Genomic DNA, 13841 nt, shown 5'->3' with positions numbered 1-13841 from the left:
GTGTTGAAGCCGGACACGACCGAGGCCCAGATCCGAGAGCTGTGCGCCGAGGCGCGCGAGTACTGTTTCGCGAGCGTGTGCGTCAGCCCCGTCTGGGTGCCGACCGCCGCGGCCGAGCTGGGCGGCGCGACCTCGATGGTGTGCACCGTGATCGGATTCCCGCACGGCGCGAACCGGACCTCCGTCAAGGCCGCCGAGACCGAGCGGGCCGTCGCCGACGGCGCCGACGAGATCGACATGGTCATCGGCATCGGCCTGCTCAAGAGCGAGCGGTATGCCGACGTCGAGGACGACATCCGAGCGGTCGTGCAAGCGGCCCAGGGCCGGACGGTCAAGGTGATCTTAGAAACCGCTCTCTTGACCGACGAGGAAAAGGTGATCGCGAGCGTCCTGTCCCAGAATGCGGGCGCCGACTTCGTCAAGACCTCGACCGGGTTCGCGTCGGGCGGTGCGTCACCCCAAGACGTGGCACTCATGCGGCGCGTGGTCGGAGACCAGATGGGCGTCAAGGCGTCGGGCGGCGTTCGCTCGGCCGAGGACGCCTACGCGATGGTCGAGGCGGGCGCCACGCGGCTCGGCGCGAGTGCCGGCGTCGCTATTTTGAAGGGGATGACCTCGGACGCTTCCTACTAGTTCTATGACGCGCGCTTTCGCTCACACCACCTTCGTCGTCGTCGCAGGCATCAGCCTTTCGGCGTGTTCCGCGTTCGGTCCCGGTGGGCCGGCCTCGACCGACGAGATCCCCCTCGAGGTCGAGGAGCGACCGGGCTACCCCGCCTACGAGACCTTCGACCCCACAGGCTACGACGTGGACCCCGTGGTGGCGACGGAGATCGTCCACGACGTTCCGGCCCGTGTGATGGAAGGCCGCGTGGTCGTGCCGGACCAGGCCGGGACGCCGGCTCCCGCTGAGCCTCAGGCCCGGCAGGTCGATGGCTACAGGGTCCAGGTCTTCACAAGTTCGAATCGCGACACGGCGGAGCGCGTTCGCGGCGAGGCGGTCGGCTGGTGGGAGGGGGCTCAGTCGTCCCCCGGCGCGCCCTCGAGCATGGAAGTCATCGTCGGGTACCAGCAGCCGTACTACCGCGTCCGTATGGGGGCCTTCGCAACGCGTGCTGAGGCCGACGAGGCGTTGATTCTGGTCCGACAGCGGTACCCCGAGGCGTTCCTCGTCCCGGACCTAGTGACGGTGATCCAGTAGGTCCGTCAGACCTCGATCCGTTCTCCATCGGCACCCCACCGCACGGCCTCGAACACCGCTCGGGCGTCCTCGAGGGCGTCGTCACCCGTATCGACGGGGGCGTGGACCAAGACCAACTCTTCGACCTCGGCCTCGAGGGCGATCTCGGCGGCCTCGAGGGCGGAGCTGTGAACGCCGGGAAGCGAGCCCGTGCCTTCGTGGATCAAGACGTCCGCCCCGCGTGAGAACCGCGTAACGGTGTCGCACTTGGCCGTGTCGCAGGAGTAGGCCACCGTCGAGCCCTCGGCCTCGATGCGGAGCCCGATCGTGGGAACTGGGTGGTCGACGGGCCACGCCCGTAGCCGTAGCCCCTCGAGGTCGAGCACGGGCGCGCCGTCCTCGAGGGCGACCGGGTGCAGAACGCGATCGGGCAGGCCGGCCCAGTTGTGCGTGTTGAACAGCCCGAACAAAGCTTCTGCTGTCTCGAGGGTCGGGGCTGGTCCGTAGACCTCGATGGGGTCGCGCCGTCCCATCAGCCACAGCTTCTCGATCAGCAGCGGGTAGCCCGAGATGTGATCCGGGTGCTCGTGCGTCAGGATGAGGGCGTCGAGGCCGACGGGGTCCAAGCCCGCGCGAAGCATCTGCACCACGACGTCGCCGCCACAGTCGATGACCACGAACCTGCCGGCGTGCTCGACGGCGAGCATGGTCGTCGTGCGGTCGGGGCCGGCGTTGGCAGAGCCGGTGCCGAGAAGGTGGACGGTCATCGCGCTGGAGGGAGGCCCGCATAGTAGCGGCTTCGCCCCTGAGGCGCACGTTGAACACCGGATTTATCGCTTTCTGGCGACGACGAACGCGCAGAGCCCGACGAGGGCGTCGCGAGCTGGAGAGGCCGGGAACGACCGGATCTCTGAGGCGGCGTCGGCAGCCAGTTCCTCCATGCGTGCTCGGGCCGCGGCTAGACCACCCGACTCCGACACGAACCGGACGACCTCGTCGGTCTGAGCACGGCTCTTCTTTCGCTTTTTGACGATCCGCCGGATCCGTTTCCGGTCCGCGTCTGACGCCCGGTCGAGGGCGAGGATCAGCGGGAGCGTCATTTTTCGATCTTGCAAGTCCAGACCCACCGGCTTGCCAACGCTCGCGGCTCCGACGGCGTCGTAGTCGAACAGGTCGTCACGAATCTGGAACGCCAGGCCGATGGTCTCGCCGATCGCCTTCGCGCGGGCTACGGTCTCGTCGTCGGCTCCCGCACTCGCCGCACCGGCGGCCATGCAGGACGCGATCAGCGAGCCCGTCTTGTCGCCGATGATTCGGAAGTAGCGCTCCTCCGTCATGTCCAGGCGGCGCGCCGTCTCGAGTTGCAACAACTCGCCCTCGGACATCCGGCGAACGGCGTCGGAGGTGATGTGGAGCAAGTCGTAGTCGCCGTCATCGAGGGCGAGCAACAGGCCCCGGCTCAAGAGGTAATCCCCCAGCAAGACGCCGACCTTGTTCTTCCACAGCGCGTTGATCGACGCCACGCCTCGGCGCGTGTCCGACTCGTCGATGACGTCGTCGTGGACGAGGGTCGCCGTGTGGAGCAACTCGATCAGGGCCGCGGCGCGGTAGCTGCGGTCGGTGATGCCGCCCGTGAGTTGCGCGGAGAGCAGGACCAAGGTCGGCCGGATCTGCTTGCCCTTGCGCTTGAGCAGGTACGACACGACCGTGTCCAGCAGCCGGACTCTGGACTGCATCGCCTCCCGGAAATGCTGGCGAAAGGCTTCGAGGTCGTCGGCCACAGGGGCCTGGACCTCTTTCAGTCCGACGGGAGCCGTCTCGGAGAGGGGAGCAGGAGCGACGGCGACGGCCATGAAAACTTTCAGTCGGGACTGAAAGGTCATACCTCAGCGGTGATTCCAGGTTGCGCTACCGCCGCCTCCGCGCCCTTTTCATGCCCCCGCGAGCGCCGGGTACAGCGTTCGGCCGATGGCGCACCTCGCACATCGGCCCTCATCGCAGTAGGAACGCGCCAAGTGGTGCGCCCCCTGCGCCTCGACGGCCGTACGTGGCTTGAGTCCGGCATCGCCAAAGCGACGCATCACATGGTCGTCCCCAGCGGGGAGGGCGGCGTAGGCGCGGAGAACCGCGTCCTCGAGGTCGTGATCGTCGCGAAGCTCGGCGTCGACCATCAGCACGGGCAGAACGGCGTCGGTCAGCACGCGCGTGGCGCGGGTCGCCCCGAGTCGGTGCCCGTTGCCGTCCTCGAGGTCGGGGCGCAGCGCGGTGAGCGCGTCCTCGATGCTGTGGGACAGGGACTCCGCCAAAGTGGCGATGCCATCGGTGCGGAGAACGCCCGCGGGTGAGAGCCACGCAGCGGCTTGGGCGAGTCGGCGTCGGGGAGCGTTGGCGGGGCGGCCCCCTCGCTTCCACGCCTCGGCGCGCATCGGAGACGGCTCGACCTCGAGGTCAAACAGGTCTGGCCGCTCCAAGCCAGAGGTCGCGAGGAGGGTGGCGTGGACGTCGTCGTAGTCGAGGCGCCGAAGAGCTGCCAGGTCGAGGCGGTCGGCCAAGGCCTCGAAGGTGTCGGCGTTGGCGGTGTACCCGAGCGCTCTGAACATCCGTCGGATCAGTAGCCGGTCGAGGTCGGGACGGCGCGTGTAGTCCCTGGCCAGGCCCTTCGCGCGAGATCGCAAGCGCTCGGTGCCGAGGAACCGGATCCATTCTCTCCCCCAGCTATCGACGTCGATCTCGTCCCAGCGGTGCGAGCAGTTGGGCGCGGACCTCGGCTCGAGGTAGAACGAACGGAGGAGGGACCGGAGCGATCGGTCGAGGTGGGGGAGGAGCACCAGCTCCGGCAAGGCCGAGCCGTCGGGTCGGCGCAGCGTCCCCGTCCGCTTGTCAGGGGAGAGGACGACGTGCAGGATGACGCGGTCGTACGCTGGGTCGAGGTGATGGCCGTGCGTCTCCCACGCCGAGCTCGCCAGGTGGATCTCGACGTCACCGGCCCAGAGCACGCCCCCGACCTCGATGCGGGCGCCGATCACGTCGGGGCCGGAGTCGCGGTTGAGGCGGCCCCGCGTCACGACGTTGACCTTCTCGCCCTCGGCCGTCACGAGACGAGTGGGGTCGAAGAGCCCTCGAACCCAGGCGTCTTGGATCGCGGCCTCGGGGACGCGGGCGATCGACTCGGCGGGCTCGGCGACCAGCGGCTCGTGAACGACGGACATGAGAGCAGGCGAGAGCCCCGATAGACTCCCACCTGCCCCGCACGTAACTCGTGGCTAGGCGCCTGCGATGCCCTGGGCCATCTCGCGGTCTACGAGCCAGACCATCGTCCCGTCCACCTCCACGCGCGCGACCGGTGGTCCGTCGCCGTCACCGTCGTAGGCCTCGAGGACGGACGAGAACGCCTCTCTCTTGCCGGATCCTGCGGCCGCGACGAGACACAGGTCGGCCTTTGCAAGAGTCGGGTAGGTCAGCGTCAGGCGGTCCGTGATCGCCGCGGACGGGGGTGCGGTCCCCGTCGTCACTCTCCGGTCGTCGACCTCGAGGGCGCCGGTCCCCGGAAAGAGGGACGCCGTGTGTCCGTCGTCGCCCATCCCGAGGTGCAAGACGTGGAACCGGAGGTCGTCCCCGAAAAACTGCTCGAGCGCCTGTTCGTAGACGGCCGACCCTTCGTCGGGCGGGCAGTCGCCGGGCATCTTGTGGACGTTGGAGTCCGGGATGCCGGCCGGCTCCAGGAGCGTGCGGCGCGCCATCGCGTAGTTGCTCTCGTCGTGGTCCGGCGGCACGCACCGCTCGTCGCCCCAAAAGACGTGGACGCGGTCCCACGCGATGCCCTCGGCCGTGGCGAGCCGCTCATAGGCCGGCACCGGCGTCGAGCCGCCGGTCAGGCACAGCGTGACGCGAGGCTCGCCCTCGAGGGCGGCCCGGAGGGCGGCGGCGGTCCGGTCGGCGAGGGCTTCGGCAACGGCTTGCTTGGACGGCAAGACGACGATTTCTGCGGGCATGACGTGTGCGTGTGGGCGTGGCTGTCAAACGAGGGAACCCGCGTCGGGCTCCGACGAGGGAGGGCGCCGTCCTCGAGGACGGCTCAGCAGCGCTCCTCGTCTCCGACCTCCTCGATAGGAGCGGCTTGAATCAGCTCCGCAGCGGCTTCCGGTCCCCACGTCCTCGATTCGTACGGGTGGACCTCGAGGTCGGGGTTGTCGAGAACGTCCGCGTAGACGCGCCAGGCCTCCTCGGCCTCCTCGCCGTGGACGAACAAGGTCGCGTCGCCCTCGGCCACGTCCCGGAGCAGGGTCTCGTAGGCGTCGGGAAAGGCGCCGAACGTGTCTTGGTAGCGGAACTCGAGGTCGCGAGTCGTCACGCCGAACCCGGAGCCGGGCGTCTTGACGTCGAACGAGAGCCGGAAGCCCTCGTCGGGCTGGAGTCGGAGTCGCAGGACGTTTCGGGCGGGGTCGCAGTCGCCCTCGTTCTGGAAGAGCGTGACGGGCGGACGCCGGAAGACGACGGCGATCTCGCTCAGCCGCTGGGGCATCCGCTTCCCGGTGCGCAGGATAAACGGGACGCCCTGCCAGCGCCACGAGTCGACGTTGAGCTCGACGGCCGCGAACGTCTCCGTCCTCGAGGACGCGTCGACGCCCTCGTGGTCGAGGTAGCCCTCCGGGTCGTCGGGTCCCGACGCGTACTGGCCCAGGACGACCTCGGACGGCTTGACGGTCCGGGTGGAGCGGAGCACCTTGATCTTCTCGCGTCGAATGCCCTCCGCGTCCAGGCGCGCCGGAGGCTCCATCGCTGTCAGCGAGAACAGCTGCGTCAGGTGGTTCTGGATCATGTCCCGCAACGTCCCGACCCCGTCGAAGTAGCCCGCGCGCCCGGCGGTGTCGTTCGTCTCGGAGACCGTGATCTCGACACGCTCGACGTCACGCCGGCTCCAGGCCGACTCGAAAAATGCGTTCGCGAAGCGGAAGACCAGCAGGTTCTGGACGGTCTCCTTGCCGAGGTAGTGGTCGATCCGGTAGACCAGTCGCTCGGGGAAGTGCTCGTGGACGATCTCGTTGAGCTCCTGGGCGCTCTCGAGGTCGTGCCCGAACGGCTTCTCGATGACGAGACGCGCCCAGGGCTTCGACTCGTCGACGTCCTCGGTCGTCGTTCCGCGAGGCTTTTCTCGCTCGCCCAACGCCGTGATCGTCCCTTCGAACGCAGACGGAGGAAGCGCGAGATAATAGACGCGGTTGCCGTCGAGGCCGCGCTCGTCCTCGAGGGCTTCCACGACCTCGAAGACGGGACCGAGCTCGTCGTACGCGCTGACGCGAGCGAACCGCAGGGCCTTCTCCGCCCACGCGCGGGCGTCCGATTCGTCCACGTCCTTCGCAACGAGGGCGTCGACGGCGGTGTCCTGAAGCCGGGCGTCGTCCCAGTCTGACCGGCCGACGCCGACGACGGTCGGTTCGGGCGCGCCCTCGCGCGTGGTCACGCGGTACAAGGCGGGAAACAGCTTGACGGCAGCGAGGTCGCCGGTCGCGCCAAACAGAACGAAAACGTGCGGATCCATCGAGGCATCGGGGGTGTGATCGGTGAATGCCAGCCGCGCGCCCAGGTTCGATGCCTCGTCCTCGAGGTCGCTCTACAGCGCGTCCTCGAGGTGGGTCGCGACGCGGAACGCGTTGGCCGCGATGGTCAGCGTTGGGTTGGTGGCACCCGACGATGGGAAGACGCTCGCGTCCGCGATCCACAGGTTCTCGAGGTCGTGCGCTCGTCCGTCGACGCCGACCACACTCGAGGACGGGTCCGTCCCCATCCGGCACGTCCCGCACTGGTGGTTCATCACGCCGAGGGGCATCGGGACGCGCAGGAACCGGTCGAAGCCGAGAGGGCGGAGGGCGGCCTCGAGGCGGTTCATCAGCTCCTCCTGGGCCGCGCGGTTGGTCTCGACGTAGCGCACGCGGATGCTGCCGTCGTCGCCAAGTGTGACGCGATTGTCCTCGAGGGGGAGGTCCTCACCCTGCACCCACCAGTCGACCGAGTTCGCCGCAATCGCGTCGGCCTCCTCGGGAGTGAATGCACCGGGGATGTCTTGCAAGATCTGCCAGCCGGCGTGCTTGCCCATCAGGTGGATGTGGCCGAGCGGAACAGACTCCCACTCGGGGTCGCCGGGGACGCCGAAGTAGAAGTCGTTGACGGCCAGCGTCTTTTGAAACCGCGTCGGGTTGGGCGACTGCGACGCAACGGTATAGAACTTCGAGGTCACATGTCGCATCAAGTGTCGGCCCACGCGTCCCGACGCATTCGCGAGCCCGTCCGGGTGGTGCTCAGACGCCGAGCGCAGCAGGAGGGCGGCCGAGTTGACCGCCCCGGCGCACAGCGCGAACGCGTCGGCGTGGAAGGTGACCGTCTCGCCCTCGAGGACGGCCTCGAGGTGGGAGATCCGCTTGCCGGAGTCGTCGGTCACGATCCGCGTCACGTCCACGCCTGTGACCAGGTCGACGTTCGAGTGCGCGACGGCCGGCTCCACGGACGCGACCTCGGCGTCGCACTTGAGGTGGAGGAGGTCGGGGTAGCCGTCGAATGCGGCGCGGCCCATCGCGTCGAAGGTCTCGCGCAGCACGAACGGCCCCGAGCCCGGGTCCTCCCGGCTAAACTGGACGCCCATCGGGAGCTCGAACGCGTCGACGCCCTGACTCCGGAGGCCCTCGGCGACGTCCGCGATGCGCGGGTCGTGCTCGATCGCGGGGTGAGGGAACGGCCTCGAGGACGGAGGCTCGAACGGGTCCGCGCCTCGTCGCCCGTGGACGTGGTAGGTCTGCTCGGCGCGGTCGTAGAACGGCGCCAGGTCGTCGTAGGAGATCGGCCACGCGGGGGACACGCCGTCCATCGTCTGGAGCTCCCCGAAGTCTTGTGGCCGAAGGCGGAGCAGCGCCGAGCCGTAGACCTTGGTGTTGCCGCCGAGCCAGTAGTACATCCCAGGCCGGAACGGGAGGTCGGTGGCGTCGTCAATCCATAGCTCCTCCGACTTGTAGGCGTCCTCGGTGAACATGGCCTTCGGGTCCCAATTGCGAGACTCCCGAGGGAGCGAACCCAGCCGGTTCAGCAGCAAGATTCGCTTTCCGGTCGGCGCGAGGGCCTGGGCCAGGGCGCCACCACCGACGCCGGCGCCGATAATGCAGAGGTCGTACGTCAAGGGGCGGGGGGATGTAGCAAGGGGCAAGAGGGCTTACAGGGACGCGACCCTTGCCTCGTGCCCCCGTCGCCTACTGGTTCAGCCGCTCCAGGGCTCCTGGAAATCGGCGAAGAGGGTGAGGCCGCCGTCTGCGTAGACCGTCTGGCCCGTCACGTAGCTGGCGTCGTCCGACACGAGGAAGGCCGCGATGCGGGCCATCTCCTCGGGCTCGGCGATCCGACCCATCGGGATGTGGCTCCGCACGATTTCGGTGGCCTCCTCGTCCCCGATCCAGCTCTGGATCGGCGTCAGCGTAGCGCCCGGCGCGATGCTGTTGACGCGGATGCCGCGGTCGGCGTACTCGAGGGCGAGCGTCTGCGTCATGCCTTTGAGCCCGAACTTGGAGACGGCGTAAGAGAGGTACTGAGGACGCGGGATCTTTTGGTGGACGCTCGAGACATTCAAGATCACGCCGCGCGTGCGCTGCCCCTTGGCGTCGTCCTCCTCGAGGTCGACGTCGAGGAAGCCGCGGATAGCCTCGCGAGAGCACAGGAACGCGCCCCTCAGGTTGACGTCGAGGACGGCGTCGAAGTGGGCGGCCGTCGTCTCGTGGCTGGCCGGCTCCTCGATCTGGATCCCGGCGTTGTTGACCAGGATGTCGATCGGGCCGAGGTCGTCCGTGACCGTCTCGAACATGGCCTCGATCTGGTCCTCGCGGGTGATGTCGGCCTGGACCAGGAGCGAGCGGCCGGTGGGAGCCGTCGCGACCGCGTCGTTGGCTGCGCCGTCCTCCCGGCTTTGGTGGTGCCTGGACTCGGCGAACCGAGCGGCGGCAGCCCGAGCGAGACGGCGGGTCTGTTTGGCGTTCTTGAGCTCGCGCTCGAACGGGTAGTTGATGGCCACGTTGGCGCCGCGTGCGGCGAACTCGGTCGCGATCGAGCGTCCGATGCCGGTCGAGGCGCCGGTGATGAGCGCCGTGCGCCCCCGAAGGTCTGACATAGTCTGAAGTAGTGGTCGTCGGTTAACGTCACGGTACCGACGCTGCTCCTCAGCGATGTCCTTACTCGTGTTAGATCAGGCGATTCCTTGGTCGCATGGCCGCCCTCGAGGGCGGACCGGTCATGGGGGCTGGACGGTCAGGACCAGTCCGTTCTCGAGGGCGATGTCGGTCCGCTCGACGTCGGCGGGAGGCCGGCTGTCGTGGCGGAGGTTGGCGCGAACGCGGAGTTGGACGTAGCGCGTGATCCCGACCGAGAGGGTCGCCTGACCCAGCACGCGGACGTCGCCGAAGGCGTCGGCTCGGGGCTGGACATAGGTCGTGGCCGTGAGCGATGTGGTCGGCGAGAGCACGAGACGCCCTGCGACGTAGGTGCTAAGGCGGACCCGGGCGGGCTCGCTGGCGAGCGCTTGATCGAGATCTTCGACCTCGAGCATGGGCGTAAGGCCAGACGCCAAGCCGATCGAGTCGGACTCGATGACCTCGGCGCGTAGGCCGGCGCCGACCAGAGTGCGGCGTTGAAGCCGCTGCTGGCTGTTCCGCTCGACCTGGGTGAACGCCTCTGCCACCAGCCACGGTGTAAGGTCGAGGTTGTAGCGGGCGTGTGCGAACTGGCGGTCCAGAAATGACGCCCCGCCCGTCTGCGACAGGTCCGCCCGGCCAACGACGAATCCGAGGTGGGGACCACGTTGCACGTCGAGGCGCCCGCCCAGCCCCAGAAGGACGTAGTCCGCGTTTCCCGACGCGAACGAGGCCGAGGCGTCGAGGCTTAGGGCTTGGCCGTCGCCCTCGAGGGACCGGCGCATCCGCTCCGTATTGACCTGTGACTCGGCCTGGACGGTGAGGCCGGCGACCAGAAAGACGAGAACTACGGCACGCATGGGACGGAGTAAGACCGCCAGCAAGGTCCGGGTGAGGCTCTTAAACCGCAAGAGGTCAACCAATTACGGACCCGATCGGGCTCGCTAAGGGGGCCTTGCCAGGCCATCCGTCGAAGTGGCAGCGACGCCGGCCCTCCGCTCTTACCTCTCGGACGAGCGTTCGTCCTCGAGGTCGCTGCTCGTCCTCGAGGGCGGAGGCGGAGCGCTGCCGGGTAGGGGTTGGTCTTGAGGGGTAGGCTCTGAACCCGGCCCCAAAAGCCTCGAGTTCTGGAACGCTCTCGCCTCGTCGATGAACAGCTGGAGGTGGGGAAACGGGATCTCGATGTCGGCTTGGCGCAGGGCCTCGAACACCTTCTCCTGGTACTCGAGCTTGATCGGGACCTCGAGCTTGGGGTCCCTGAGGTGGAGCCGCAACTCCATGTCGACCGACGAGTCTCCCAGGCCGGTCACGACGGCTTGGGAGTCGTAGTCGGGGTGGAGGCGGCCGTCGCCCTGCGTCAGAGACAAGACCGCCTGGCGTGCGGCCTCGGGGCTCTCCTTGTAGGCGATCCCGAACGGGACGATGATGCGGAGCGCCCGCAGCATCGAGTGGTTCATGATCTTGTTCGAGATGACGCTCGCGTTGGGCAGGATCGCCATCTGGTTGTCGAGCGTGCGGACACGCGTCGTGCGGAGCGTGATCTCCTCGACGGTCCCGAAGGTGTCGTGCAGTTCGATGTTGTCGCCGACCTGGAATGGTCGGTCGAGCAGGATGGTGACGCCCGCGATCAGGTTTTGAACCGTGTCCTGCGCCGCGAATCCGATGGCGATGCCAGCAATGCCGAGGCCAGCAACAAACGCAGTGATGTTGATCCCAAGCTGGTCGACGACCGTGACCGTCGCGAAAGCGATTACGACGACTCTCGCTAGCCGCAGCAGAAGCTGCTGGACGCCGGCGTCGATCCGACTGGAACGGCCCAGTGCTCCGCGTAGGACCCTCTGAGTGACGCGCAGTATGACCCAGAAGATCGAGGCCACGACGAGCGCCGGGAGTAGGCTGGTCAAGACGAACTCTCCCAACGCGTCAGCGATGATCCCGCCCGCCTCGCTGAACTGGCCTTCCGTCACGGCGTCGGCGGCTCGCTCCGCCTCGGTGGCGAGCGCGCCGGCCCCCCTCGTCGCGTCGACCACGGACGAGTCCGCCGCTATCGAGGCCGAGTCCGCACGCAGCGAGTCCGCACGCAGCGAATCGACGCGCAGCGAGTCCAGGCGGAGCGAATCGAGGGTGAAAGAGTCGAGGTCGAGCTGCACGGTTAGCCTCGGCGCCGAGCGGCTTGGAGGGTGTTCTGAAGCAACATCGCGATCGTCATCGGTCCGACGCCTCCGGGGACAGGCGTGATCGCGCCTGCGACCTCGAGGACGGCGTCGAACGCGACGTCGCCGACCAGCCGGTAGCCGCGCTCGCGCGTCTCGTCCTCGACGCGGTTGATCCCGACGTCGATCACGGTCGCACCGGACTTGACCATGTCGGCGGTGACGAACTCCGGGCGGCCGATGGCGGCGACCAAGATGTCGGCCTGGCGCGTGATCGACGGCAGGTCGCGCGTGCGGCTGTGGCAGACCGTGACCGTCGAGTCGATCCCGCGGCGCAGCATCAGGCTCGCCATCGGCTTGCCGACGATGTTGCTCCGACCGACCACGACCGTGTGAGCGCCGCTCGTCTCAACGCCGCTCCGCCGCAGCATCTCGACGATCCCGGCCGGCGTGCACGGCTCGAGTGTCTCCTCGCCCAGAACGAGCTTGCCGACGTTCTCGGGGTGGAACCCGTCGACGTCCTTCGCCGGGTCGATGGCCCGGATCACGGCCGTCTCGTCGATCTGGTCCGGGAGAGGAAGCTGGACCAGGATGCCGTCGACGGCGGGGTCGGCGTTGAGGTCTGCGATGAGCGTCAGGAGATCGTCCTGCGACAGATCGGCCGGACGGCGCAGCGTCTCGGCCTCGATGCCGGCTTCTCCTGCTGCTCGGGCCTTGGCTCGGACGTAGGACTGGCTGGCCGGGTGCTCGCCGATCAGCACGACGCGCAGTCCGGGCTTGCGGCCGGCGTCCTCGAGGAAGGCGGCGGCACCGCCCGCGACGTCCGCGCGAACGGCGGCGGCGATGGCTTTCCCGTCGATCAACTGGGCCATGTTCCGAGGCAGTGGTACGCCGGAAGCTACCGGCGTCCTCGAGGACGCTCTTCGGCCGTTGGACGTGGACGGGAGGAGAACAAGCGAAGAGGCGGGAGCCGACCTCGAGGTCGCGGCGTCTCGCGTCGTCAGAGATCATCTTTCCCGCCCCACCCGCTGATCCTATGATTCGAGCTGCCATCCTGGGTGCTACCGGCGCCGTCGGTCAGACGTTCGTCCGGCTCCTGAGCCGCCACCCGTTGTTCGAGGTCGTGTCCGTCGTCGCGTCGGAGCGCTCGGCGGGGAAGCCGTACCGCGAGGCCGCGCGCTGGCTCCAGGCCGAAACGCTCGACCCGATCATCGGGGACCTCGTCGTCCAAGACGTCCACGCGTCGCCGGACTGCGAGGTCGTGTTTTCCGGGCTCGATGCGAGCGTCGCCGGCGACGTCGAGGCGGACTGGGCGCGCCGTGGCTACGCGGTCGTGTCGAACGCCCGCAACTGGCGCATGGACCCGACGGTCCCGCTCTTGGTCCCCGAAATCAACCCGGACCACGTGGCGCTGATCGACCGCCAGGACTGGGGCTCGGACGGGTTTATCGTGACCAACCCCAACTGCTCGACCATCGGGCTGGTGATGGCGCTGCGGCCGTTGCACGACGCGTTCGGCGTCGAGGCCGTCCACGTCGTCACGATGCAGGCGCTGAGCGGGGCCGGCTACCCGGGCGTCGCGTCGCTCGACGCCTTGGGCAACGTCGTCCCGCACATCGGCGGGGAAGAGGACAAGATGGCGACCGAGACGCTCAAGATCCTTGGCGTCCTCGAGGACGACGGCGTCCGCGACGCCGACCTGGTGGTCTCGGCGCAGTGCAACCGCGTGCCGGTCGTGGACGGACACTTCGAGGCCGTCTCGGTCCGGCTCAAGACGCCGACAACCCCGGAGCAGGCGGCCGAGGCGATGCGCTCGTGGCGGAGTCCCCTCGAGGACCTGACGTTCACCACGGACCTGCCGGCCCCCCTCGTCGTCACCGACGACCCGGCGGCGCCGCAGCCCCGCACCCATGTCAACGCCGGCGACGGCATGACGGCGACGGTCGGGCGCGTCCAGGCGTGTCCAGCGATGGCGAGCGACGGGCGCGGCGTCAAGTTCGTCGTCCTAAGTCACAACACGGTCCGGGGGGCCGCGGGCTGCGCGATCCTGAACGCCCAGCTGCTTCACGCCCAGGGCCGGGTCCAGGAGCGCGTCGAGGCATGATCTCGGTCCGCCTCGCGCGCTCGTCAGACCTTCCGATCGCACTCCCGCTGTGGCAAGCGCTCCACCGGGAGCACGAGGCGCTAGACGCCCGCTACCGGATGTCGGACGACGCGGCCTCGAGGTGGACGACCAGCTTCCGCGACTGGACGCGCAGCCCCGCGAGCCGCATCTGGCTCGCCCTCGAGGGAGGCGTTGGGGTCGGGCTCGTGACGGCCCATCTCTCCGAGCCCGCGCCGATGTAC

13 protein-coding genes and 1 pseudogene are annotated in these 13841 nt (G+C 68.5%); 4 read left to right on the top strand and 10 right to left on the bottom strand.

Features of this window, described 5'->3' with window-relative positions:
- Positions 1-633, top strand: a 633-nt coding sequence (gene deoC / locus WBA11_RS05580) for a deoxyribose-phosphate aldolase (protein ID WP_424519726.1), incomplete at its 5' end; no start/stop codon positions are given.
- Positions 634-637: 4 nt separating this feature from the next.
- Positions 638-1201 (top strand): SPOR domain-containing protein, encoded by a 564-nt coding sequence (locus WBA11_RS05575; RefSeq protein ID WP_424519725.1) that lies wholly within the window; start codon positions 638-640, stop codon positions 1199-1201.
- A gap of 5 nt (positions 1202-1206) precedes the next feature.
- Here WBA11_RS05575 and WBA11_RS05570 read toward each other — a convergent pair whose 3' ends face one another.
- The 10 genes from WBA11_RS05570 to folD all read right to left on the bottom strand — a co-directional run bounded on the left by WBA11_RS05570 (position 1207) and on the right by folD (position 12367).
- Complete coding sequence (locus tag WBA11_RS05570; RefSeq protein WP_424519724.1) at positions 1207-1947, bottom strand: MBL fold metallo-hydrolase; 741 nt, start codon at positions 1945-1947, stop codon at positions 1207-1209.
- A 63-nt stretch (positions 1948-2010) separates the two neighbouring features.
- Positions 2011-3033 (bottom strand): polyprenyl synthetase family protein, encoded by a 1023-nt coding sequence (locus tag WBA11_RS05565; protein ID WP_424519723.1) that lies wholly within the window; start codon positions 3031-3033, stop codon positions 2011-2013.
- Positions 3034-3111: 78 nt separating this feature from the next.
- A complete protein-coding gene (locus WBA11_RS05560) occupies positions 3112-4389 on the bottom strand; it encodes a DUF2851 family protein (protein WP_424519722.1) in 1278 nt (425 codons plus the stop codon).
- Between the two features lie 54 nt (positions 4390-4443).
- Positions 4444-5172, bottom strand: a complete 729-nt coding sequence (gene pgl / locus WBA11_RS05555) for a 6-phosphogluconolactonase (protein ID WP_424519721.1) — start codon at positions 5170-5172, stop codon at positions 4444-4446.
- An 83-nt stretch (positions 5173-5255) separates the two neighbouring features.
- The gene (gene zwf / locus WBA11_RS05550) at positions 5256-6719 is read right to left on the bottom strand and encodes a glucose-6-phosphate dehydrogenase (protein WP_424519720.1); all 1464 of its coding nucleotides are present in this window, start codon (positions 6717-6719) and stop codon (positions 5256-5258) included.
- 72 nt (positions 6720-6791) lie between these two features.
- Complete coding sequence (locus WBA11_RS05545) at positions 6792-8345, bottom strand: GMC oxidoreductase (RefSeq protein WP_424519719.1); 1554 nt, start codon at positions 8343-8345, stop codon at positions 6792-6794.
- 78 nt (positions 8346-8423) lie between these two features.
- Complete coding sequence (locus tag WBA11_RS05540; protein WP_424519718.1) at positions 8424-9323, bottom strand: SDR family oxidoreductase; 900 nt, start codon at positions 9321-9323, stop codon at positions 8424-8426.
- A 120-nt stretch (positions 9324-9443) separates the two neighbouring features.
- The gene (locus WBA11_RS05535; protein WP_424519717.1) at positions 9444-10202 is read right to left on the bottom strand and encodes a DUF481 domain-containing protein; all 759 of its coding nucleotides are present in this window, start codon (positions 10200-10202) and stop codon (positions 9444-9446) included.
- A 141-nt stretch (positions 10203-10343) separates the two neighbouring features.
- Positions 10344-11492 (bottom strand): mechanosensitive ion channel family protein, encoded by a 1149-nt coding sequence (locus WBA11_RS05530; RefSeq protein ID WP_424519716.1) that lies wholly within the window; start codon positions 11490-11492, stop codon positions 10344-10346.
- Positions 11493-11494: 2 nt separating this feature from the next.
- Positions 11495-12367: a bifunctional methylenetetrahydrofolate dehydrogenase/methenyltetrahydrofolate cyclohydrolase FolD gene (gene folD, locus WBA11_RS05525; protein ID WP_424519715.1), complete on the bottom strand. Its 873-nt coding sequence runs from the start codon at positions 12365-12367 to the stop codon at positions 11495-11497.
- 164 nt (positions 12368-12531) lie between these two features.
- Here folD and asd point away from each other — a divergent pair, with 164 nt between their 5' ends.
- Both asd and WBA11_RS05515 read left to right on the top strand, forming a co-directional pair.
- A complete protein-coding gene (asd, locus tag WBA11_RS05520) occupies positions 12532-13599 on the top strand; it encodes an aspartate-semialdehyde dehydrogenase (RefSeq protein WP_424519714.1) in 1068 nt (355 codons plus the stop codon).
- Positions 13596-13841: pseudogene (locus tag WBA11_RS05515) on the top strand (hypothetical protein); the annotation flags it as partial. The gene asd and the pseudogene WBA11_RS05515, both read left to right, overlap by 4 nt.

It is taken from the genome of Rubrivirga sp. (assembly GCF_049648075.1).
GTDB lineage: Bacteria > Bacteroidota > Rhodothermia > Rhodothermales > Rubricoccaceae > Rubrivirga.
Note: the sequence above shows the minus strand (reverse complement) of the source record. Positions and strands in the feature narration are given on the sequence as shown.

What these genes read in the sequence shown, in the direction of transcription:
- WBA11_RS05575 (WP_424519725.1), top strand. Translation starts at nt 638, where the DNA reads ATGACGCGCGCTTTCGCTCACACCACCTTCGTCGTCGTCGCAGGCATC.
- WBA11_RS05570 (WP_424519724.1), bottom strand. Translation starts at nt 1,947, where the DNA reads ATGACCGTCCACCTTCTCGGCACCGGCTCTGCCAACGCCGGCCCCGAC.
- WBA11_RS05565 (WP_424519723.1), bottom strand. Translation starts at nt 3,033, where the DNA reads ATGGCCGTCGCCGTCGCTCCTGCTCCCCTCTCCGAGACGGCTCCCGTC.
- WBA11_RS05560 (WP_424519722.1), bottom strand. Translation starts at nt 4,389, where the DNA reads ATGTCCGTCGTTCACGAGCCGCTGGTCGCCGAGCCCGCCGAGTCGATC.
- pgl (WP_424519721.1), bottom strand. Translation starts at nt 5,172, where the DNA reads ATGCCCGCAGAAATCGTCGTCTTGCCGTCCAAGCAAGCCGTTGCCGAA.
- zwf (WP_424519720.1), bottom strand. Translation starts at nt 6,719, where the DNA reads ATGGATCCGCACGTTTTCGTTCTGTTTGGCGCGACCGGCGACCTCGCT.
- WBA11_RS05540 (WP_424519718.1), bottom strand. Translation starts at nt 9,323, where the DNA reads ATGTCAGACCTTCGGGGGCGCACGGCGCTCATCACCGGCGCCTCGACC.
- WBA11_RS05535 (WP_424519717.1), bottom strand. Translation starts at nt 10,202, where the DNA reads ATGCGTGCCGTAGTTCTCGTCTTTCTGGTCGCCGGCCTCACCGTCCAG.
- folD (WP_424519715.1), bottom strand. Translation starts at nt 12,367, where the DNA reads ATGGCCCAGTTGATCGACGGGAAAGCCATCGCCGCCGCCGTTCGCGCG.
- asd (WP_424519714.1), top strand. Translation starts at nt 12,532, where the DNA reads ATGATTCGAGCTGCCATCCTGGGTGCTACCGGCGCCGTCGGTCAGACG.